At 52.1% G+C, this 21,246-nt stretch carries 24 protein-coding genes and 1 pseudogene; 15 read left to right on the top strand and 10 right to left on the bottom strand.

All coding sequences use genetic code 11. The features are described 5' to 3' along the window. Window positions 1–127 precede the first annotated feature (127 nt). From OGX91_RS24190 to OGX91_RS07420, 3 genes and pseudogenes are all read left to right on the top strand, one after another. Window positions 128–214 (top strand): annotated as a pseudogene (locus OGX91_RS24190) (hypothetical protein); the annotation flags it as partial. Next, window positions 181–294 (top strand): hypothetical protein, encoded by a 114-nt coding sequence (locus OGX91_RS07425; RefSeq protein WP_286625845.1) that lies wholly within the window; start codon window positions 181–183, stop codon window positions 292–294. The pseudogene OGX91_RS24190 and the gene OGX91_RS07425, both read left to right, overlap by 34 nt. Continuing rightward, window positions 291–515 (top strand): DUF2594 family protein, encoded by a 225-nt coding sequence (locus OGX91_RS07420; protein WP_005127733.1) that lies wholly within the window; start codon window positions 291–293, stop codon window positions 513–515. The genes OGX91_RS07425 and OGX91_RS07420 overlap by 4 nt, the downstream gene beginning before the upstream one ends. Before the next feature lie 66 nt (window positions 516–581). Here OGX91_RS07420 and sdiA read toward each other — a convergent pair whose 3' ends face one another. From sdiA to OGX91_RS07380, 8 genes are all read right to left on the bottom strand, one after another. Further along, the gene (sdiA, locus tag OGX91_RS07415) at window positions 582–1,304 is read right to left on the bottom strand and encodes a quorum-sensing transcriptional regulator SdiA (protein ID WP_149691536.1); all 723 of its coding nucleotides are present in this window, start codon (window positions 1,302–1,304) and stop codon (window positions 582–584) included. 231 nt (window positions 1,305–1,535) lie between these two features. Continuing rightward, complete coding sequence (tcyN, locus tag OGX91_RS07410) at window positions 1,536–2,288, bottom strand: L-cystine ABC transporter ATP-binding protein TcyN (RefSeq protein WP_149691535.1); 753 nt, start codon at window positions 2,286–2,288, stop codon at window positions 1,536–1,538. Next, window positions 2,285–2,953 (bottom strand): cystine ABC transporter permease, encoded by a 669-nt coding sequence (tcyL, locus tag OGX91_RS07405; protein WP_005127736.1) that lies wholly within the window; start codon window positions 2,951–2,953, stop codon window positions 2,285–2,287. The genes tcyN and tcyL overlap by 4 nt, the downstream gene beginning before the upstream one ends. Before the next feature lie 21 nt (window positions 2,954–2,974). Beyond that, complete coding sequence (dcyD, locus tag OGX91_RS07400; protein ID WP_115643231.1) at window positions 2,975–3,961, bottom strand: D-cysteine desulfhydrase; 987 nt, start codon at window positions 3,959–3,961, stop codon at window positions 2,975–2,977. 155 nt (window positions 3,962–4,116) lie between these two features. Continuing rightward, on the bottom strand, window positions 4,117–4,917 hold the full coding sequence (gene tcyJ, locus OGX91_RS07395) for a cystine ABC transporter substrate-binding protein (RefSeq protein ID WP_005127738.1): 801 nt from the start codon (window positions 4,915–4,917) through the stop codon (window positions 4,117–4,119). A gap of 214 nt (window positions 4,918–5,131) precedes the next feature. After that, the gene (gene fliZ / locus OGX91_RS07390; RefSeq protein WP_005127739.1) at window positions 5,132–5,683 is read right to left on the bottom strand and encodes a flagella biosynthesis regulatory protein FliZ; all 552 of its coding nucleotides are present in this window, start codon (window positions 5,681–5,683) and stop codon (window positions 5,132–5,134) included. A gap of 57 nt (window positions 5,684–5,740) precedes the next feature. Continuing rightward, entirely contained in the window at window positions 5,741–6,460 is a 720-nt protein-coding gene (gene fliA, locus OGX91_RS07385) for an RNA polymerase sigma factor FliA (RefSeq protein ID WP_005127740.1), read from the bottom strand. Between the two features lie 162 nt (window positions 6,461–6,622). Continuing rightward, a complete protein-coding gene (locus tag OGX91_RS07380) occupies window positions 6,623–8,116 on the bottom strand; it encodes a FliC/FljB family flagellin (protein WP_286625843.1) in 1,494 nt (497 codons plus the stop codon). A 255-nt stretch (window positions 8,117–8,371) separates the two neighbouring features. Here OGX91_RS07380 and fliD point away from each other — a divergent pair, with 255 nt between their 5' ends. The 4 genes from fliD to amyA all read left to right on the top strand — a co-directional run bounded on the left by fliD (window position 8,372) and on the right by amyA (window position 12,125). Continuing rightward, window positions 8,372–9,775, top strand: coding sequence for a flagellar filament capping protein FliD (fliD, locus tag OGX91_RS07375; protein ID WP_040232447.1), 1,404 nt, complete (start codon window positions 8,372–8,374; stop codon window positions 9,773–9,775). A 15-nt stretch (window positions 9,776–9,790) separates the two neighbouring features. Then, window positions 9,791–10,198, top strand: coding sequence for a flagellar export chaperone FliS (gene fliS / locus OGX91_RS07370; RefSeq protein WP_005127744.1), 408 nt, complete (start codon window positions 9,791–9,793; stop codon window positions 10,196–10,198). Beyond that, a complete protein-coding gene (gene fliT, locus OGX91_RS07365) occupies window positions 10,198–10,569 on the top strand; it encodes a flagella biosynthesis regulatory protein FliT (protein WP_005127745.1) in 372 nt (123 codons plus the stop codon). Before fliS ends, fliT begins: the two co-directional genes overlap by 1 nt. A gap of 68 nt (window positions 10,570–10,637) precedes the next feature. After that, complete coding sequence (amyA, locus tag OGX91_RS07360) at window positions 10,638–12,125, top strand: alpha-amylase (RefSeq protein WP_005127746.1); 1,488 nt, start codon at window positions 10,638–10,640, stop codon at window positions 12,123–12,125. A gap of 40 nt (window positions 12,126–12,165) precedes the next feature. On the opposite strand, the gene yedD is transcribed toward amyA, so the two are convergent. Further along, window positions 12,166–12,579: a lipoprotein YedD gene (gene yedD, locus OGX91_RS07355; protein ID WP_005127747.1), complete on the bottom strand. Its 414-nt coding sequence runs from the start codon at window positions 12,577–12,579 to the stop codon at window positions 12,166–12,168. A 185-nt stretch (window positions 12,580–12,764) separates the two neighbouring features. Here yedD and yedE point away from each other — a divergent pair, with 185 nt between their 5' ends. Together yedE and yedF are read left to right on the top strand one after the other, a co-directional pair. Further along, the gene (gene yedE, locus OGX91_RS07350) at window positions 12,765–13,970 is read left to right on the top strand and encodes a selenium metabolism membrane protein YedE/FdhT (protein WP_005127748.1); all 1,206 of its coding nucleotides are present in this window, start codon (window positions 12,765–12,767) and stop codon (window positions 13,968–13,970) included. Next, window positions 13,967–14,200: a sulfurtransferase-like selenium metabolism protein YedF gene (gene yedF / locus OGX91_RS07345; protein ID WP_000790504.1), complete on the top strand. Its 234-nt coding sequence runs from the start codon at window positions 13,967–13,969 to the stop codon at window positions 14,198–14,200. Before yedE ends, yedF begins: the two co-directional genes overlap by 4 nt. 57 nt (window positions 14,201–14,257) lie before the next feature. Here yedF and fliE read toward each other — a convergent pair whose 3' ends face one another. After that, window positions 14,258–14,572, bottom strand: a complete 315-nt coding sequence (gene fliE, locus OGX91_RS07340; RefSeq protein ID WP_005127749.1) for a flagellar hook-basal body complex protein FliE — start codon at window positions 14,570–14,572, stop codon at window positions 14,258–14,260. 216 nt (window positions 14,573–14,788) lie between these two features. Here fliE and fliF point away from each other — a divergent pair, with 216 nt between their 5' ends. The 6 genes from fliF to fliK are packed head-to-tail and all read left to right on the top strand — an operon-like array spanning window position 14,789 to window position 21,205. Further along, window positions 14,789–16,468, top strand: coding sequence for a flagellar basal-body MS-ring/collar protein FliF (fliF, locus tag OGX91_RS07335; RefSeq protein ID WP_149691532.1), 1,680 nt, complete (start codon window positions 14,789–14,791; stop codon window positions 16,466–16,468). Next, window positions 16,461–17,456, top strand: a complete 996-nt coding sequence (fliG, locus tag OGX91_RS07330; protein ID WP_005127752.1) for a flagellar motor switch protein FliG — start codon at window positions 16,461–16,463, stop codon at window positions 17,454–17,456. The genes fliF and fliG overlap by 8 nt, the downstream gene beginning before the upstream one ends. Continuing rightward, window positions 17,449–18,156: a flagellar assembly protein FliH gene (gene fliH / locus OGX91_RS07325; protein ID WP_005127753.1), complete on the top strand. Its 708-nt coding sequence runs from the start codon at window positions 17,449–17,451 to the stop codon at window positions 18,154–18,156. The genes fliG and fliH overlap by 8 nt, the downstream gene beginning before the upstream one ends. Next, window positions 18,156–19,526 (top strand): flagellar protein export ATPase FliI, encoded by a 1,371-nt coding sequence (fliI, locus tag OGX91_RS07320; protein ID WP_005127755.1) that lies wholly within the window; start codon window positions 18,156–18,158, stop codon window positions 19,524–19,526. Before fliH ends, fliI begins: the two co-directional genes overlap by 1 nt. 21 nt (window positions 19,527–19,547) lie before the next feature. Beyond that, window positions 19,548–19,991 (top strand): flagellar export protein FliJ, encoded by a 444-nt coding sequence (gene fliJ / locus OGX91_RS07315; RefSeq protein ID WP_005127756.1) that lies wholly within the window; start codon window positions 19,548–19,550, stop codon window positions 19,989–19,991. Continuing rightward, a complete protein-coding gene (gene fliK, locus OGX91_RS07310) occupies window positions 19,988–21,205 on the top strand; it encodes a flagellar hook length control protein FliK (protein WP_286625839.1) in 1,218 nt (405 codons plus the stop codon). Before fliJ ends, fliK begins: the two co-directional genes overlap by 4 nt. The last annotated feature ends 41 nt before the right edge of the window (window positions 21,206–21,246 follow it).

Below are 21,246 nucleotides of genomic sequence, written 5' to 3'. Positions count from 1 at the left end.
CCGTGCTTATATCTGCATAGCTGTTTCAGAATAGTGACAAAAAATTCATATTCTTACGTCGAATGCTAAATAGGAAGGTAAGCTTGTAACAATAATTAACGAGTGAAATACTCGGAATAAACAATGAATGGAGAAAATATATGCACTGCAACATCTTGTTTATTTTAATCTCATTGGGTTTTGTTTGCGCAAAAAAAAACCTCAGATATTTTTAGCCGAGCTTATGGTATACTCCGCCGCCTTGACGTTTGCCATCGCACTTTTTCATTGAAACATAACGAGGAAAATAAATGAGTACGCCTGATTTTTCCACTGCTGAGAATAATCAAGAACTGGCTAATGAAGTCACCTGCCTGAAGGCCATGTTAACGCTGATGCTGCAGGCTATGGGACAAGCCGATGCAGGACGCGTGATTCTTAAAATGGAAAAACAGATCGCGCTGATTGAGGACGAAACACAGGCCGCGGTATTTACCAGCACTGTTAAACAAATTAAACAGGCCTATCGTCAGTGATAAGAAACCGGCTGACAGCGATGCTCTCAGCCGGTTTTGCGTCTGACACTCAGAACGACATTTTATTCAGATAAGCCCCGTTGCGGCAGCATAACAAGCAATCTGTGTTTTGTTTGGCGCGTTAAACTTCTTCTGCATATTCTTCTGATGAAAGTTAACGGTATTTTCAGAGATCGACAGAATCATTGCTATCTCGGAAGAGGTTTTCCCCTCAGCGGTCCATTTCAGAATCTCTTTTTCGCGCTTGCTAAAACGCATCTCCGGCGCCATGACCATGTCATCTTCCAGCCGCATAAGTACTGACAGACTTTCTCGTACCAGCAGTTGCATCCTGAGCTCGACTTCATCCTGCGCATAGCGGCCATTACGCACGCTTGCGCGTGACACGGACAAAAAGCCTAGCGCCCGATTTGGCAACATTAGGCATTGCGTCATCCCCTTGCGCAGACCGTGATTACGCGCGGCGTCCCACAGCGGTTGTGCGTCACGGAACAAGGCGTCATCCCACGGTAAGTGGCCCTGACTGAAGTTTTCGGGTTTCAGTACCGGATCGATAGCGAAATAATTTTCGGATTGGTAATGTGCGACCCATGCTTTGGGATACGTCGTATGAAGTACCGTTTTAGGTCGGGTAAAGGGTACGGGATGCCGGACGCAGAGCGCATAAAAGTCGAACTCTAAGTGCTGCGTCTGATGTTGTAATTCGTCATAGACATCCTCTGCCGCCGCCATTTCCTGAAAGCGTAACAGCATGCTCCGTCGCCAGGTGAAGAAATCATGATCCTGCATACTAAGTGGTAATGCCCCTGAGATTGATAATCATCCAAATGTATGAAACAAGCTAACACATAAATGTATTTTATATATGCAAATTATCGGACAAATAAGAAATTACTTGAGTGTAACGTAACAGCCCACAATGCTGGCAGGATGAAGCAATAATAATAAAGCAGCAATTATAAATAGTTATGCAACAAGCACTCACCAAAAAAAATATTTCGATGAGTGCTCTCTGACCTTTTATTGCATCAGGAACTTTTCAAGAAACTGACGGGTTCGCGGTTGCTGCGGATGCGTGAATAATGATTTTGCAGGCCCCTGCTCCACTATCTTGCCCTGATCCATAAATATCGCCCGGTCAGCAACGTCACGCGCAAAACTCATTTCGTGCGTCACAATGACCATGGTGCGTTTTTCCTGCGCCAGCTGACGAATAGTATTAAGTACTTCGCCAACCAGTTCCGGGTCAAGCGCGGAGGTCGGTTCATCAAAAAGAATAACTTCCGGACGCATAGCCAGCGCCCGGGCAATAGCGACGCGCTGCTGCTGACCGCCGGATAACCGCCGTGGATAGCTGCTCTCTTTACCCGCAAGCCCAACCTTTGCCAGAAGTTCACGCGCGCGCGCTGTCGCTTCCGGCTTCGGTTCGCCCTTCACAATTACCGGACCTTCAATAATGTTTTCCAGTACTGTGCGATGTGGAAATAAATTAAAGTTCTGGAACACAAACCCCACATGCTGGCGCAACTGGCGAATCTGTCCTTTCTGCTGGCTTAAGGAACGCGCGGTATCAATGGTAATATCTCCAACCTTGATGGTGCCCGCCTCCGGTTGTTCCAGTAAATTTATACTGCGCAGCAGCGTGGTTTTACCTGAACCGCTCGGCCCGATAATCGCCACGACTTCACCAGGCTTAACGTCCAGATCAATGCCGTGCAGTACCGTTTGCCCGTGAAATTTTTTCACCAGGTTTCTGACTTCAATAGTACTCATTTCGGATCTCTCTCCTGGCGGTTGAGCTGTTCTTCAAAATAGTTCTGCAGCGCAGAAAGCACCGTCGCCATGATCCAGTAAATCAGCGAGGCCGCCAGATACATGGTAAACACCTCCAGCGTGCGTGAAGTAATCAGCTGCGCCTGGCGGAACAGTTCCGGGACCTGGATGGTCGCGGCCAGTGATGTGTCTTTCACCAGACTGATAAAACTGTTGCTCAGCGGCGGCAATGCCACGCGTGCAGCCTGCGGTAGAATCGCCCTGCGCATCGTCTGCCATGGCGTCATACCGATACTCGCCCCGGCTTCCCATTGACCTTTATCAATGGAGGAGATGGCCGCACGCAGCGTTTCTGCCGCGTAAGCCGCGGTATTCAGCGACAGACCGATCATTGCTGCGGGAATCGGATCCAGCTCAATACCAAACTGCGGCAGACCGTAGTAGATCATAAACAGCTGGGCAATTAACGGTGTGCCGCGAAAGATAGAGATATAAAAGCGCGCCAGCCAGCGCACAGGTAACAGTGACGACAAACGCATTAGCGCCAGGATGAACCCCAGCACCAGGCCAAAAAACATCCCGCCGATGCTCAGTTGGAGCGTAAATACCGCCCCTTTCAGCAGATACGGCAGCGAATCAATGACCAGTTGGATACTTTCTTGCATGAGTATTTTTCTACCTGGTTGTCATACATGTGGATGGTAGGCAAACAACGCAGGTGCCCCACCGGTATGAATAAAGAGGATTGGCCCTTCGTCTTTAAAGCGTTTCTGGCTGATACCGTCAATCAGGCCTGCCATCGCTTTACCGGTATACACCGGATCCAACAAAATGCCCTCCAGACGAGCCAACAGTTTTACCGCCTCCATGCCTTCTTCATTTGGCGTACCGTAACCCGGCGCAAAGTAATCATCCCACAGTAAAATATCTGCCGCCGCAGTCAGCTCCAGCTCACTGGCAATGGCCTGCTGCAACGCAACGACTTTTGGTTTTTGGTCAGCAACGCTGCGCGAAACGGTGACACCGATAAGCTCAACGTTCGGCATCAATTGTTCCAGCCCTACCGCCAACCCGGCGTGCGTTCCTGCACTGCCCGACGCCACCACGACGGATGAAAGTTCTACGGCCCCTTCACACTGCTGAGCTATTTCCAGTGCGCTTTCGACATAACCCAATGCGCCCAATGCGTTAGAACCGCCAACCGGGATCACATACGGGCGGAACCCCTGCGCTTCAATCCGCGTCGCCAGTTCCTGAAGCTGCGCATTCGGATCGGTCAGCGCATCACACATTTCAATCTGAGTATTGAACAGGTCCAGCAGCAGGCGGTTACCGTTACTGAGATAATTTTCCGCAGTCGTACCTATTGGGTTCTCTAACAGCGCCACACAGTGAAGCCCCAGCTTCGCCGCGACCGCCGCCGTCTGACGCACGTGGTTCGACTGGATAGCCCCTGCGGTGATCAATGTGTCTGCGCCTTCACGCAGCGCGTCTGCGGCCAGGAATTCCAGTTTGCGCAGTTTATTGCCGCCCATCGCCATCGGCGTGACGTCATCGCGTTTAATAAAAATATCGCGGCCGAGATAATCAGAGAAACGCGGAAGATATTCGAGCGGCGTGGGCGCGCCAATAAATTCCAGACGGGGAAAGCGCGTTAAGTTATGCAGTGGCATAGAGCCTCCGGTGTTTACTCATCATCTTGTGGGCGACAAGCAGCCCAAAAGCCTGAGAGTAGAAGTTGTTGTGATGTTCTTTTTATTATGCACATTCATGCGCAATGGAATAAAAAAAGGCGCTGTTAAAGGCGCCTTTTTTATCCGGATGATGATTATTTCGTCACATCCGCTCCAAACCATTTTTCGGACAGGGCTTTCAGCGTGCCGTCTTTTTGCATATCGGCAATGGCTGCATCCACGGCTTTCAGCAGATCTTCATTGCCTTTACGCAGCGCCACACCAGATTCCTGGCGGGAGAAAGCTTCACCGGTCACGGCCAGTGTGTCTTTGGTTTTCTTCACCAGATCCAGCGCTGCCAGACGGTCAACCAGAATGGCATCGATACGGCCTACGCGCAGATCCTGATATTTGGTCGGGTCATCATCATAGGTACGAATATCTACGCCCTGCACGTTCTGACGCAGCCACTCTTCGTAGTTGGTTCCAAGCCCAACACCGACTTTTTTACCTTTCAGGTCCGCCGCGGTTTTAATAACGCCTTCGTTACCTTTTTTCACCAACGCCTGGATACCAGAAACCGTATACGGGGTAGAGAAATCGTATTTCTTCTTACGTTCGTCAGAGATGGTTACCTGGTTTATCACCACATCGATACGTTTGGAATCTAACGACGCCAGCATGCCGTCCCATTTGGTCGGCTTGAGCGAGGCTTTCACACCCAGATGTTTAGCCAGCTCCTCGGCAAATTCCACTTCAAAACCAGTCAGTTTGCCATCGTCACCCTGGAAACTAAACGGGGGGTAAGTCCCTTCAAGCCCCACCAGCAGCGTGCCGCGCTCTTTCACTTTATTTAACAGACCTTCGTCCGCAAATGTTTTTGCGCTCATACCAGCGACAAGTGCAACAGCCATTACACCCATCAGCGCCTGACGTCCCAGAAGTGCTAATTTCATAGTTACCCCGAATATTGTCATTAGTGACTGCTATTTATCCACAAAATCATTCGAGTTGCATCAAGGCGGCAAGCGAGTAAGTCCCCAGGAGCTTACTAAAGTAAGTGACTGGGGCGCCAACGCAGAGACAGCTTGAAGGATGACGTGTATATGACCGTAGTGTAGAGCGTTTGTCATGATCCACAAACACCACTCTGTTACACCTTATTCGTTTTTAATATATATCAGAACTGGCTGTCCAGGAGGATTTCTGCATATGCCCCATATGTGTATGGGCTTTAAACTGCTCATACTTACGTAGCGCAATGCGGTAGTTATTGGTGCTGGTTTCTGGCAGCCACGGGGCGAGGTTTTCGTCGAGGAACCCTTCCTGCAGCAGGTCATGAGAAATTTTTTGTTCAGTCAGATGATTGCCGAGACGACGCAGGCGAACAACATATTCGCGCACCGTACCGTGGCTCATTTCGGTTTGCTCAAACAAAAATTGTTTAAAGCCGATGATGTCAAAGAAGTCGCTTTGCTCTTTGCAATGCAAATCACCGCAGAAACGGCATAACGCCACCCACTCTTTTTTCTCTTGCGCCCATTCAGCATCATCAAGCAGCGTGTCCAGGCGGGAGATGGCTATCTTATTCACAATCTGCCCGCGACGAACCAGCGTGATCCTGTCAAGCAACTTAAAGCAATGGGCGCAATGCGTCTGGCTGTGTTTGAAATCTTTGAGGTAGCGGCTTAGTGGCCGTCTTTTTGATTGCTGCACCGTCATGAGAACTCCTGGTAGTCAATACGTTATGCGGCATTGTTCAGGGGCAAAGATTACCCCTTATAGCTTACCCAGCTTGGTGCGTAGACGTTTGATAGCCTGGCTGTGCAACTGGCTGACCCGTGATTCGCCCACTTCCAGAACAGCACCAATCTCTTTCAGATTCAGCTCTTCCTGATAGTACAGCGTCAATACCAGCTTCTCGCGCTCCGGCAATGCATCAATCGCATCCATCACGCGCTGACGGAGGTTCCCCTCAAGAAGCTGTTGTAACGGGTTTTCTTGCTGATGTTCTTCTGTCACCAGCTCAATACTATCGCCATGCTCTTCCCGCCACTCGTCGTAGGAGAAGAGTTGGCTATTATTGGTATCAAGCAACATCTGACGATACTCTTGTACAGGGATCCCCAGACGCTCCGCCACTTCAGTTTCCGTCGCGTTACGCCCTAATTCCTGCTCCAGTTGCCCCATCGCCTGTGCCACTTCGCGGGCATTGCGCCGAACGCTACGCGGCACCCAGTCCCGGCTGCGTAGTTCATCCAGCATAGCCCCACGAATACGCTGCACTGCGTAAGTGGTAAATGCCGTTCCTTGCAAAGCGTCATATCGGTCAACTGCATTCAATAACCCGATGCCGCCCGCTTGTAGCAGGTCATCCAGTTCCACGCTCGCCGGCAAGCGCACCTGAAGGCGCAATGCTTCGTGACGCACCAACGGTACATAACGCTGCCACAGCGAGTGTTTATCCATTACACCTTCAGCGGTATACAGTGAATTCACGATAAACAGCCCTGCGTTAAATGAGTTATCGGCATGATTATCCGTTTCTGCAGGGGTTTTAATCGGGTGAATAGTGGGTGAAATGGGGGGTTATTTGGGGGTTACGGGTAAAGCGGAATGTAAAAAACCCCGCCGGAGCGGGGTTTGCGCGATAAGTGTAAATTAACGCAGCAGAGACAGGACGTTCTGCGTGGTCTGGTTTGCCTGCGCCAGAACAGAAGTACCCGCCTGTTGCAGAATGTTTGCACGAGACATGTTGGACACTTCGGTCGCGTAATCAGCATCTTCGATACGGCTACGGGCTTCAGACAGGTTGTTTACGGTGTTACCCAGGTTAGTGATGGTAGAGTTGAAACGGTTCTGTACCGCACCCAGGTCGGAACGCAGGTCAGCAACTTTCGCCAGAGCCGCGTCGATTTTAGCCAGCGGGCTTTCAGTAGTAGCAGTCGCAATTTCATTCACTTTAGGTTCAGTTTTGAAATTGTGATTTTTCACTTTCTCTGCAAGATAGTCCTTACCACCGACGTTAGCAATTTCAGTTTTGCCGTTGACACCACCGAGTTGAACTGCAGCTGTCTGAGGTTTACCATCTTTATCAGTATATGCTACTTCTTTAATTGATACTTCTTTAGAGGATTCATCGACAGTGGCAGCATAATATTTGCCGCTAGCTGTTTTCAGTGCGTATCCACCATCAATTGCTTTATCATTTTTATCAGTAAACGATACTTTAACCAATGTTGCAGAACCTGCTTCAGCAGAGCTAACCCCTCCTTTTTCCAGAGCCGCTTTTGCCGCAGTGAGGTCAGGCGTTACTTTTTCTTGCACCATAGTAACAGCCTGGGCTCCAGTAGGAACCGTATCTTTAACACCATCTTTCAAAGTTACTACGCCAGCTCCGGTAACATCAACTTCATATGTACCATTTTTAGAGCTATCTTTAACTGATGCCACATCCGCATAGTATTTATTGTTAGCAGCATCAAATTTATAATTGCTAACAGTCGCATCGTCTATGCCCGTACCAAGTTTAGCTTCTGAAGCAGCGGCAAAACCTGTATCAACAAACGCCTGAGTTGTAGCCTTATACCCCAAATCTGCTGCAACGTCAGAAACATCATATTTTTTCTGCACGTTCAATGAATCCAGCCCCAGAGTTTTGGAGTTGATTTCCTGCAGGTTGATATCGATGGTTTCGCCATCGTTCGCACCGACCTGGATGGTCAGGGTGTTGTCTTTCGCCAGTACTTTCACGCCGTTGAACTGGGTCTGACCGGATACGCGGTCGATTTCGTTCAGACGCTGAGTGATTTCAGCCTGGATGGAGTCGAGGTCAGACTGGGAGTTGGTACCAGTAGAAGACTGAACCGCCAGCTCACGAACACGCTGCAGGTTGTTGTTGATTTCAGACAGAGAACCTTCAGTGGTCTGTGCGATGGAGATACCATCGTTGGCGTTACGGGACGCCTGAGTCAGACCTTTGATGTTAGAGGTGAAACGGTTAGCAATCGCCTGACCTGCAGCATCGTCTTTCGCGCTGTTGATACGCAGACCGGAAGACAGACGCTCAATAGCGGAGCTCAGAGAAGACTGAGATTTGTTCAGGTTGTTCTGGGTCAACAGCGACAGGCTGTTTGTATTGATGACTTGTGCCATGATCTTTTCCTTATCAATTACAACTTGATGTTATTGGGCTGTTGCCCACGGTTTCTGACCGTAACCCATGTATCGGCACCTTAAATTCGAACTTTAGAAAATTTTTACTTTCCGCCCATTTTTTTCTTAGCCCCGGAAATACCCGCTTTAATTACCACTATTCCGCGCATTATTTTTGCAAAACTATTATTAAACTTTGCGCGCAGATTGCCGATATAGCGGTTAACTACTGTTTGCAATCACAAGGAATTAGGCATGCCTTCATTTACATCACTGGGCGTTGGCTCGAACTTACCACTGGACACATTGCTGACAAACTTAACCACTGCTGAGAAAAAGCGCTTAACGCCCATTACCCAGCAGCAGAGCGCTAACACCTCGCGTCTGACCGCGTACGGTACGCTGAAAAGTGCATTAGAAAAATTTCAAACGGCGAATACCGCACTGAACAATGCCGACCTGTTTAAAAGCACCACGGCAACCAGCAGCACAGAAGACTTAAAGGTCAGTACGACCGCCGGTGCTGCTCCCGGTAAATATACCGTCAGCGTGTCCAAACTGGCACAAGCACAGTCGCTATCAACCACGTCCAAAATTACCTCTACCAAAGAACAGTTGGGCGATACCAGTGTTGATGAACGCACCATAACGATTTCACAACCGGGTCGTAAAGAACCCCTGGAAATCAAATTAGGCAAAGGCGAAACCTCTCTGGAGGATATTCGTGATGCCATTAACGATGCGGACAGCGGTATTTCGGCAAGTCTGGTAAAGGTTAAGGAAGACGATTATCAGTTGGTGTTAACCGCGGAAAGCGGCACTGAAAGCGAAATGACCATCTCCGTCTCGAATGATTCGAAACTGAGCGATTTACTGTCCTATGACAGCAAAGCGGGCAGCGGCAAAATGAAGCAACTGGTCGGTGCGCAAAATGCGCAGCTGACCGTCAACGGCATTGATATTGAACGTCAAAGCAATACCGTAACTGACGCACCGCAGGGCATCACGCTGCAACTGACCAAAGAAGTCAAAGATGCCTCTATCACGGTAACAAAAAGTGATGAAAAGGCCACAACGGCAATTAAAGCCTGGGTGGAAGCCTATAACTCACTGGTGGATACCTTTGGTACGCTGACTAAATATAAAGAAGTTGAACCGGGTGAAGCGGCCAGTACAGATAACGGCGCGTTACTGGGCGACAGTGTTCTCCGTACCATTCAAAACGGTATTCGTGCGCCATTTGCTAACAGCGGCAGCGAGTCCCCGTTTAAAACCATGTCTGAGATTGGCATTACTCAGGATGGCGGCACTGGCAAGTTAAAAATTGATGAAGAAAAACTGGCTAAGGCACTGAAAGATAACACAGCAGCGACCCGTGAACTGTTGGTGGGTGACGGCAAAGAAACCGGTATTACCACCAAGATTGCCACCGAAGTAAAAAGCTATCTGGCCGATGACGGTATTATCGACAATGCGCAAGACAATATTAACGCCAACCTGAAACTGCTGACAAAGCAGTATCTGACCGTGAGTAACAGCATTGATGAAGTCGTGGCTCGCTATAAAGCACAGTTTACCCAACTCGATTCCATGATGAGTAAGCTGAACAGCACCAGTACCTATCTGGGCCAACAATTTTCAGCGATGAATAATTCCTGATAACACGAGGTAAGCATGTATACCGCGAGCGGTACCAAAGCCTATGCACAGGTCAGCGTGGAAAGCGCCGTGATGAGCGCCAACCCGCATCAGTTGATCGAAATGTTGTTTGATGGCGCACATAGCGCCCTGGTGCGCGCTCGTCTGTTTATGCAGCAAGGCGATATCGTTGCCAAAGGTGAAGCATTAAGCAAGGCAATCAATATCATCGATAATGGTTTGAAGGCGGGTCTGGACCACGAAAAAGGAGGAGAGATCGCCACCCATCTTTCTTCGTTGTACGACTATATGGTTCGCCGTTTATTACACGCAAATCTAAATAATGATTGTCAGGCGATTGAAGAAGTCGAAGGGTTGCTCGGAAACATCGCGGATGCCTGGAAACAGATCTCACCAAACGCGTCGTCCCAGGAGTCCCGTTAATGACCTCAGCCGTGGAGTTTATCAACCGTTGGCAGCGCATTGCGCTGCTCAGTCACTCGCTGCTGGAACTGGCACAGCGAGGTGAATGGGACCTTTTACTGGAACAGGAAGTTACCTATCTGCAAAGTATTGAAGTGGTCATGGAAGAACAAACTCCATCAGGCATTACGCGAAGCGTTCAGGATTTGATTGCCGGGTATATTAAACAGACGCTGGATAACGAACAGTTGCTTAAAGCATTACTGCAGCAGCGTCTGGATGAACTCAGTACGCTGATCGGTCAGTCAACCCGCCAGAAGACGCTAAATAACGCCTACGGTCGGCTTTCCGGTATGTTGCTGGTTCCTGATGCCCCAACTGCCCCACAATAATTTCCCGTTACGTCTGAAAAATCCTCCATACTCCAGAAGTCGGCCAAACGGCTTCTGGAGCACGGAAGATGAAAAATCCCACCTTATTGCAGTACTTCCACTGGTATTACCCTGATGGCGGCCAGCTCTGGTCGGAACTCGCCGCACGCGCGGGTGGACTTAACGATATCGGCATCAATATGGTATGGCTGCCCCCAGCCTATAAAGGCGCGTCCGGCGGATACTCCGTTGGCTATGACTCCTACGATCTGTTTGATTTAGGCGAATTCGACCAGAAAGGCACTATTGCCACCAAATACGGCGATAAAAATCAGTTACTGGCGGCAATCGACGCGTTAAAGCACAACGATATCGCGGTACTGCTGGATGTGGTGGTCAACCACAAAATGGGGGCCGATGAGAAAGAACACATTCAGGTTCAGCGCGTAAACGCCGATGACCGTACACAGATAGATGACGAGATTGTCGAATGCGAGGCCTGGACGCGGTACACCTTCCCTGCCCGTGCGGGTCAGTACTCTCAATTCATTTGGGACTACAAATGCTTTAACGGCATCGATCATATTGAAAATCCCACCGAGGACGGCATTTTTAAAATCGTTAATGATTATACCGGCGAAGGCTGGAACGATCAGGTCGATGACGAACTGGGCAACTTTGACTATCTGATGGGCGAAAATATCGATTTTCGCAATCATGCCGTGACCGAAGAGCTCAAATACTGGGCACGGTGGGTGATGGATCAAACCCATTGCGATGGTTTTCGCCTGGATGCCGTCAAACACATCCCGGCATGGTTCTATAAAGAGTGGATCGAGCACGTCCAGGAAGTCGCTCCCAAACCGCTGTTTATCGTCGCGGAATACTGGTCCCATGAGGTCGATAAACTGCAAACCTATATTAACCAGGTCGAGGGGAAAACCATGCTGTTTGATGCCCCTTTGCAGATGAAGTTTCACGAAGCGTCCCGCCAGGGGCGCGATTATGACATGAGCCAGATTTTCACCGATACGCTGGTGGAGGCCGATCCCTTTCATGCGGTGACGCTGGTTGCGAACCATGACACCCAGCCGTTACAGGCGCTGGAAGCCCCGGTCGAGCCGTGGTTTAAGCCGCTGGCCTACGCGCTGATCCTGCTGCGCGAAAACGGCGTGCCATCAGTGTTCTACCCCGATCTCTATGGCGCACACTATGAAGATACTGGCGGTGATGGCGAAACCTACACCATCGATATGCCGATTATTGAACAACTTGATGAATTGATCCTCGCACGTCAGCGCTTCGCGCACGGGGTACAGACGCTCTTTTTCGATCATCCTAACTGTATCGCCTTTAGCCGCAGCGGAACGGACGACGATCCCGGCTGCGTGGTTGTTCTGTCTAACGGCGATGACGGAGAAAAGACCATCAATCTCGGCGCGAATTACGGCAATAAAACCTGGCGTGATTATCTGGGAAATCGCGAGGAAAGCGTGGTCACCGATGAAAACGGCGAAGCAACGTTTTATTGCAACGGCGGGAGCGTCAGCGTGTGGGTGATTGAAGAAGTAATTTAAAACTTAACCCCGGTGGCCATTGGCTACCGGGGCGTACGGCTTATGGCAGTGGCGTAGGCAACGGCGTTTTATTTAACGCATCGGCGCACTCCTGCGTCGGGCGATCCACCCGTTGCAGCGTCATACCGTCATAATCCAGCGTATTGCCATCGCGATCGATCTCATACAGCTCGCGTTTCACCGTCACGTTGGTGAGGTCACCGGAAAGCATGGTCAATTTCCCGGGGACGGCAATCACTCGCTGCCACTGACGGCAATCCAGCGTATCCCCCTCTTTCGTGACAATCAGACTGGCAATCGCTTCCGGGCTCACCAGCGCGCGCTGCGGACCTTTAGACTGCCAGTAACCTGCCAGACCGGCAGGGGCTGGTGTTTTCACCACGTCATTATAATTTTGTACTTCGGCGCAGCCGGCAAGCACCAACAATACACCCACAATTGCTAATTTTTTCATCATTCATCCTGCATGCGAAGAAAAAGGGATTGTGGCATTAAAGCCCTGATGTCGCCAGCCTTTCGGCAGCCCGGAGAAAGATTGATCCCGACGGTGTTACCTCTTATTACTCATAGTCAAAAATTCTGATCGGTGTAATATCCACGCTTCTTGTTATATACCTTCTGAGTTCAGGGTCAAAACGCATGTCATGGCAACACTTCAAACAGGCCTGGTTAATTAAATTTTGGGCCCCTGCCCCTGCGGTTATCGCAGCGGGTATTCTCTCCACTTACTATTTCGGCATTACGGGAACCTTCTGGGCCGTTACCGGCGAATTTACCCGCTGGGGTGGGCAAATCCTGCAACTGTTTGGCGTGCACGCCGAAGAGTGGGGATACTATAAACTGATCCACCTCGAAGGCTCGCCCCTGACCCGTATCGACGGGATGATGATCCTCGGTATGTTCGGCGGCTGTTTTGCCGCCGCGCTGTGGGCCAACAACGTCAAATTACGCATGCCGCGCAGTCGGATCCGTATTCTGCAGGCGGTGGTCGGCGGGATGATCGCCGGTTTCGGCGCCCGTCTGGCAATGGGCTGTAACCTGGCCGCGTTTTTTACCGGTATTCCACAGTTCTCGCTGCATGCCTGGTTCTTCGCGCTGGCGACGGCAATGGGTTCATGGTTTGGCGCCCGCTTTACCCTGCTACCGATGTTTCGTATTCCGGTTAAAATGCAGAAAGTTTCCGCCGCCTCGCCGCTGACGCAAAAACCTGAACAAGCGCGTCGTCGTTTCCGCCTCGGTATGCTGGTATTTATCGGCATGATCGGCTGGGCGCTGCTGACCGCAATGGACAAGCCGAAGCTGGGTCTGGCCATGTTGTTTGGCGTTGGGTTCGGCCTGCTGATTGAACGGGCGCAAATCTGCTTTACCTCGGCCTTCCGCGATCTGTGGATTTCCGGGCGCACCCATATGGCAAAAGCCATTATCTTCGGCATGGCGGTGAGCGCCATTGGTATCTTTAGCTATGTGCAGCTGGGCGTTGAGCCGAAGATTATGTGGGCCGGTCCAAATGCGGTGATCGGCGGCTTACTGTTTGGTTTCGGTATCGTGCTGGCGGGCGGGTGTGAGACCGGCTGGATGTACCGCGCGGTTGAGGGCCAGGTGCATTACTGGTGGGTGGGACTGGGTAACGTTATCGGCTCGACCATTCTGGCTTACTACTGGGATGACTTTGCCCCTGCCCTTGCCACTCGCTGGGATAAAGTGAATCTGCTTGACACCTTTGGGCCGCTCGGCGGGCTACTGGTGACTTATCTGCTGTTGTTTATCGCATTGATGCTCATCATCGGTTGGGAAAAACGTTTCTTCCGCCGCGCCGGGCTGACGCCTGCTAAGGAATCCGCATGAAAAATATCGTACCTGATTATCGCCTCGACATGGTCGGTGAACCGTGTCCTTACCCGGCGGTCGCCACGCTGGAAGCCATGCCGCAGTTGAAGAAAGGTGAAATTCTGGAAGTGGTCAGCGATTGCCCGCAGTCAATCAACAATATTCCGCTGGATGCGCGTAACCATGGGTATACGGTGCTGGATATTCAGCAGGATGGGCCAACGATTCGCTATCTGATTCAAAAATAATAAGTGTTTGCCGGATAGCGCTGTGCGTATCCGGCCTACATTCTCAGCTTGTTGCACCTACACCTGCATCGACATCACTTCCTGGTAGGCTGATACCAGTTTGTTACGCACCTGAATGCCCATCTGCATCGAAACCGACGCTTTCTGCATATCGGTCATCACATCATTCAGCGCAATGCCTGGTTCACCCAGGGTAAATTTTTCAGCCTGAACGCGAGAGGCGGTTTGCACATCACTGATTCTGTCCAATGCCGCGTGCAGTTGACCGGCAAAACTCACGGTCGATTGTGGCTGCACATCCTGCATTTTCGCTGACATTGCCGTGGCCTGTAGCTGACTGATAACCCCTTCAATCCCCTGTATTGCCGACATTCTGATCCCCTGGATGATTTTTTACGTAGCAGAGATTACCAGTTCGTCAATAAGATAAAGGCGCTAAATAACGATAAAAAACCTCGGTTTTTAACGCATAGAAAAATTCGAAACCGCAAATAATGAGACCGTCAATTTTTCGAGTTTGCTGACCCGGGAGTGAGTCTTGTTCCACTTTGCAAAAAACGCCGTCCACGATAAGCCACGAGGTGCGAGATGAGTGCGACAGCATCGACTGCAACCCAACTGAAACCTCTCGAGTGGTTAAATCGCCTGCGCGCGAATCCCAAAATCCCTCTGATTGTGGCGGGTGCCGCTGCCGTCGCTATCATCGTTGCAATGGTCCTGTGGGCCAAAACACCTGACTACCGCACACTGTTCAGCAACCTATCCGATCAGGACGGTGGCGCGATTGTCACGCAGCTGACGCAGATGAACGTTCCTTATCGTTTCACTGAGGGAAGCGGTGCCATTGAAGTCCCTGCTGATAAAGTTCACGAACTGCGTTTACGTCTGGCACAGCAAGGGCTGCCGAAAGGCGGCGCGGTGGGCTTTGAGTTACTGGACCAGGAAAAGTTTGGTATCAGCCAGTTTAGCGAGCAGGTCAATTACCAGCGAGCTCTGGAAGGCGAATTAGCCAGAACCATTGAAACACTGGGGCCGGTAAAACGCGCCCGTGTCCATCTTGCGATGCCCAAACCGTCACTGTTCGTACGTGAACAAAAGGCTCCTTCTGCCTCCGTCACGGTAAACCTGGAGCCGGGTCGAGCACTGGACGAAGGCCAGATTAGCGCGGTAACGCATCTGGTCTCCAGCGCTGTCGCAGGCTTACCGCCGGGCAACGTGACGCTGGTCGATCAGGCAGGACATCTGTTAACGCAGTCGAACACCAGCAGCCGCGACCTGAACGATGCGCAGCTGAAATATGCCAGCGATGTTGAAGGTCGCGTACAGCGTCGTATTGAATCAATTCTGTCGCCAATTGTCGGTAACGGCAACGTACATGCACAGGTTACCGCACAGCTGGATTTTGCCAACAAAGAGCAAACCGAAGAGAAGTACAGCCCAAATGGCGACGACTCACAGGCTGTTCTGCGCTCACGCCAGCTTAACGTCAGCGAGCAGATAGGAAGCGGAGCGCCTGGCGGCGTACCGGGCGCACTGTCTAACCAGCCCGCGCCGGCGAATACGGCCCCGATTAATACGCCACCGGCAAATCAGCAAAATGCGCAGAATGCACAGAATGCGCAAACGGCAAATAACGCCAATGCCGGCCCGCGCAGCACGCAGCGTAACGAAACCAGCAACTATGAAGTTGACCGTACCATTCGTCACACCAAGATGAATGTGGGTGATGTGCAGCGCCTGTCGGTGGCGGTAGTGGTCAACTATAAAACGTTACCGGATGGCAAACCGCTGCCATTAACCGCCGACCAAATGAAACAAATTGAGGACCTGACCCGCGAGGCCATGGGCTTCTCTGAAAAACGCGGCGATACCCTGAATGTCGTGAATTCCCCCTTCACCGCGAGTGATGACACGGGCGGAGAGCTTCCATTCTGGCAACAGCAGTCCTTTATTGAACAGCTGATGGTAGCCGGTCGTTGGTTACTGGTTCTGCTGGTGGCCTGGATCCTGTGGCGTAAAGCGGTTCGTCCGCAGTTGATGCGTCGCAGCGAAGAGGTCAAAGCCGCACAAGAACAAACACGTATTCGCCAGGAAACGGAAGAAGCGGTTGAAGTTCGCCTCAGCAAAGACGAGCAGACCCAGCAACGCCGTAACAACCAGCGGCTGGGTGCTGAAGTCATGAGCCAGCGTATTCGTGAAATGTCAGATAACGATCCGCGCGTCGTGGCGCTGGTCATTCGCCAGTGGATAAATAACGAACATGAGTAATCTTAGCGGCACCGATAAAAGCGTCATCTTATTGATGACCATTGGCGAAGATCGCGCGGCGGAGGTCTTTAAGCACCTTTCCACGCGCGAAGTACAGGCCCTCAGTACGGCAATGGCCAACGTGCGTCAGATCTCCAACAAACAGTTGACGGAAGTTCTGGCCGAATTTGAACAAGAAGCCGAGCAGTTTGCCGCACTGAACATCAACGCCAACGAATACCTGCGCTCCGTGCTGGTAAAAGCGTTGGGCGAAGAACGTGCCTCCAGCCTGCTGGAAGACATTCTGGAAACTCGCGATACCACCAGCGGCATTGAAACGCTCAACTTTATGGAGCCACAAAGCGCCGCCGATCTTATTCGCGACGAGCACCCGCAGATTATCGCCACCATTCTGGTTCACCTCAAACGGGCCCAGGCCGCCGATATTCTGGCGCTGTTCGACGAGCGCTTACGCCACGATGTCATGCTGCGTATCGCGACTTTCGGCGGCGTACAGCCTGCCGCACTGGCAGAACTGACCGAAGTGCTGAACGGCCTGCTCGATGGCCAGAACCTCAAACGCAGCAAAATGGGCGGCGTGAGGACAGCAGCAGAAATTATCAACCTGATGAAGACGCAGCAGGAAGAAGCAGTTATTACCGCGGTGCGCGAATTCGACGGCGAGCTGGCGCAGAAAATTATCGACGAGATGTTCCTGTTCGAAAATCTGGTGGATGTCGACGATCGCAGCATCCAGCGTCTGTTGCAGGAAGTGGATTCCGAATCGCTGCTGATAGCCCTGAAAGGTGCCGAGCAACCATTGCGCGAGAAGTTCCTGCGCAACATGTCGCAGCGTGCCGCCGATATCCTGCGCGACGATCTTGCCAACCGAGGTCCGGTACGTTTGTCGCAGGTGGAAAACGAACAGAAAGCGATTCTGCTCATCGTACGTCGTCTGGCCGAGACCGGCGAGATGGTGATCGGCAGCGGCGAGGATACCTATGTCTAACGATCTGCCATGGAAAGTCTGGACGCCTGACGACCTCGCCCCGCCAATGGCGGAGTTCGTACTGGCCGATCATACCGACGATCAGCCGTCCGACGAGACAGAAGAGCCACAGCTATCTGCGGAACAACAGCTTGAGCAGCAGTTGGCTCAAATGCAGCTCCAGGCCCATGAGCAAGGATATAACGCCGGCCTGGCTGAAGGTCGGCAAAAAGGGCACGAACAAGGTTATCAGGACGGACTGGCCCAGGGGCTGGAACAAGGTCAGAACCAGGCTCGCGCCCAACATGCGCCGATTCATGCCCGCATGCAGCAACTGGTCAGTGAGTTTCAGAATACACTGGATGCCCTGGACAGCGTCATTGCATCGCGCCTGATGCAAATGGCACTGGAAGCCGCGCGCCAGGTTATCGGCCAGACACCCATCGTGGATAACGCCGCGCTGATTAAGCAAATCCAACAGCTGTTGCAACAGGAGCCGCTGTTTAGCGGTAAACCGCAGTTGCGCGTCCATCCGGACGATCTGCAGCGGGTAGAAGAGATGCTGGGGGCGACCCTCAGTCTGCACGGCTGGCGACTGCGTGGCGATCCAACGTTGCATCACGGTGGCTGTAAAGTCTCTGCTGACGAAGGCGATCTGGACGCCAGTGTTGCAACCCGCTGGCAAGAGCTCTGCCGTCTGGCAGCGCCGGGAGTCGTGTAATGACCACTCGCCTGACTCGCTGGCTCAACACGCTGGACAACTTCGAAGAGAAAATGTCGCTGCTGCCTGCGGTGCGTCGTTACGGGCGTCTGACCCGCGCCACCGGACTGGTACTGGAAGCCACAGGTCTGCAGTTACCGCTGGGTGCCACCTGCGTTATTGAGCGTCAGGATGGCAACGAAACCCAGGAAGTCGAAAGCGAAGTAGTTGGCTTTAATGGTCAACGCCTGTTTCTGATGCCGCTCGAAGAGGTCGAAGGCGTTCTGCCGGGCGCGCGCGTTTACGCGAAAAACATCGCCGGCGAAGGGCTGCAAAGCGGAAAACAATTACCGCTGGGCCCTGCCCTGCTGGGGCGTGTTCTCGATGGCAGTGGGAAGCCGCTTGATGGGCTGCCTGCCCCCGACACCACGGAAACAGGGGCGCTAATCACCCCGCCATTTAACCCCCTGCAACGTACCCCGATTGAACACGTGCTGGATACTGGCGTACGACCTATCAATGCGCTGTTAACCGTCGGGCGCGGTCAGCGAATGGGGCTTTTCGCCGGTTCAGGTGTGGGGAAAAGTGTTCTGCTCGGCATGATGGCACGCTATACCCAGGCTGACGTCATTGTTGTCGGTCTGATTGGCGAGCGTGGACGCGAAGTTAAAGATTTTATTGAAAATATTCTTGGCGCCGAGGGACGTGCACGCTCGGTGGTGATCGCTGCTCCGGCGGACGTTTCCCCGCTGTTGCGTATGCAGGGTGCAGCCTACGCCACGCGCATCGCCGAAGATTTTCGCGATCGCGGCCAGCACGTGCTGCTGATTATGGACTCCCTCACCCGTTATGCAATGGCACAGCGTGAAATCGCACTGGCGATCGGCGAACCTCCGGCAACGAAAGGCTATCCGCCCTCGGTGTTTGCTAAATTACCCGCACTGGTTGAACGGGCTGGTAACGGTATTCATGGCGGCGGTTCCGTGACCGCATTTTATACCGTACTGACCGAAGGCGATGACCAACAGGACCCTATTGCTGATTCCGCCCGTGCCATTCTCGACGGCCACATTGTCCTGTCCCGTCATCTGGCAGAGGCGGGTCACTATCCGGCCATTGATATTGAAGCCTCAATCAGCCGCGCAATGACCGCATTGATCAGCGAGAAACATTATGCGCGGGTACGCAACTTTAAGCAGCTACTGTCCAGTTTCCAGCGTAACCGCGATCTGGTCAGCGTAGGCGCCTACGCCAAAGGCAGCGATCCCATGTTGGATAAAGCCATTGCCTTATGGCCACAACTGGAAGCATTTTTACAGCAAGGCATCTTTGAACGAGCCGACTGGGAAGACTCCCTGCAGGCTTTGGATCTGATTTTCCCTGGTGTGTGATTAAGCAGGAGAGCATAGGTCATGGCACAACATGGTGCGCTGGCAACACTTAAAGACCTGGCTGAAAAAGAAGTCGATGACGCAGCTATCTTATTAGGCGAGATGCGCCGCGGATGTCAGCAGGCGGAAGAGCAGTTGAAGATGCTGATCGATTATCAGCATGAATATCGCAACAATCTTAATAGCGATATGGGTCAGGGTATCACCAGTAATCGCTGGATTAACTATCAACAATTTATTCAGACGCTGGAAAAAGCGATTGAGCAACATCGCCAACAACTCAACCAATGGACGCAGAAAGTAGACCAGGCGCTGAGCAGTTGGCGCGATAAAAAGCAGCGACTGCAGGCATGGCAGACTCTGCAGGACAGGCAAACCACAGCCGCGTTACTGGCTGAAAACCGCCTGGATCAGAAAAAAATGGATGAATTTGCTCAGCGTGCAGCTATGAGGAAACCCGAATGATTACTTTACCCCAACTGATTACCACCGACACCGACGTAGCCGCAGGTCTTCAGTCAGGCAAAGCGGTAGATTCCCCCGAGGATTTTTTAGCGTTGCTGGCAGGTGCATTAGGTGCAGGCGATGCACAGGGTAAAGATGCCCCGCTGTCGCTGGCCAATTTACAGGCCGCAGGCAGCAAACTGCAAAAAGGGTTATTGCAAAAGAATGGTGATACCGCGCAGACGGTAAAATTAGCCGATCTGCTGGCACAAAAAGAGGTCCAAACCGAGGCGTCGCTGACCGACCTGACTGATGCACAACAGCTGTTGTCTGCGCTCACGCCGTCACTGAAGGTTAATGCCCTGACAACACTGGGTAAAACCGCACAGCAGGATGAAAAAACAGTCCGTCTGAGCGATGACGATCTCGCCAACCTGAGTGCGCTGTTCGCTATGCTGCCGGGGCAACAGGTGACCACTCCGGCTGTTGATGCCACCCCAGCCCCGGCGGATACGACGCTGTCGGTGCTGTTACGTGGTAATACCCCCAACACGACTACCGATAGCGCCAGTGAATTACTGACCGGTGAAGGGAAAAAAGGTAAAGCAGATACAGCGATGCATACCAGTGGCGCGGATCAGACCAATAATGTTGGTTTAACGCCATTAACGGTAGCGGCAGCTACGCGCGCGGAGATTGAAAGTTCACCGTCACCAACCAGCGTTGGCGCAACAATAGCTCCGCTGGCTGGCACACAGACACATGCGCAGCCATTACCGACTGCCGCGGCACCGGTATTGAGTGCCCCGCTGGGAAGCCATGAATGGCAGCAATCACTGAGTCAGCACGTCACGCTGTTCACCCGCCAGGGCCAGCAAAGTGCGGAATTGCGCTTACATCCGCAGGATCTGGGGCAAGTGCAGATTTCCCTCAAGCTCGATGACAACATGGCGCAACTACAAATGGTCTCGCCTCATAGCCACGTGCGCGCGGCGCTGGAAGCAGCATTACCGATGCTGCGTACTCAACTGGCTGAAAACGGGATCCAACTGGGGCAAAGCAGTATCAGCAGCGAAAGCTTTGCCGGTCAGCAACAGTCGCCTTCGCAGCAACAACAGGCTGGGCGTGCGCATGGACAAGATATTTTTGCTCCCGAAGATGATGCTGTTCTGGCCACACCTGCCGCACTGCAAGCCGCGGCTCGCGGTGATGGTGCAGTAGACATCTTCGCCTAACGCCAGAGGTAGCATGATTATCCGTGTCTTTTCCACGCTTT

Source organism: Citrobacter sp. Cpa228 (assembly GCF_030333085.1).
Classification (GTDB): domain Bacteria; phylum Pseudomonadota; class Gammaproteobacteria; order Enterobacterales; family Enterobacteriaceae; genus Citrobacter; species Citrobacter pasteurii.
The sequence above is the reverse complement of the archived record's forward strand: the minus strand, read 5'-3'. Positions and strand labels throughout refer to the sequence as shown.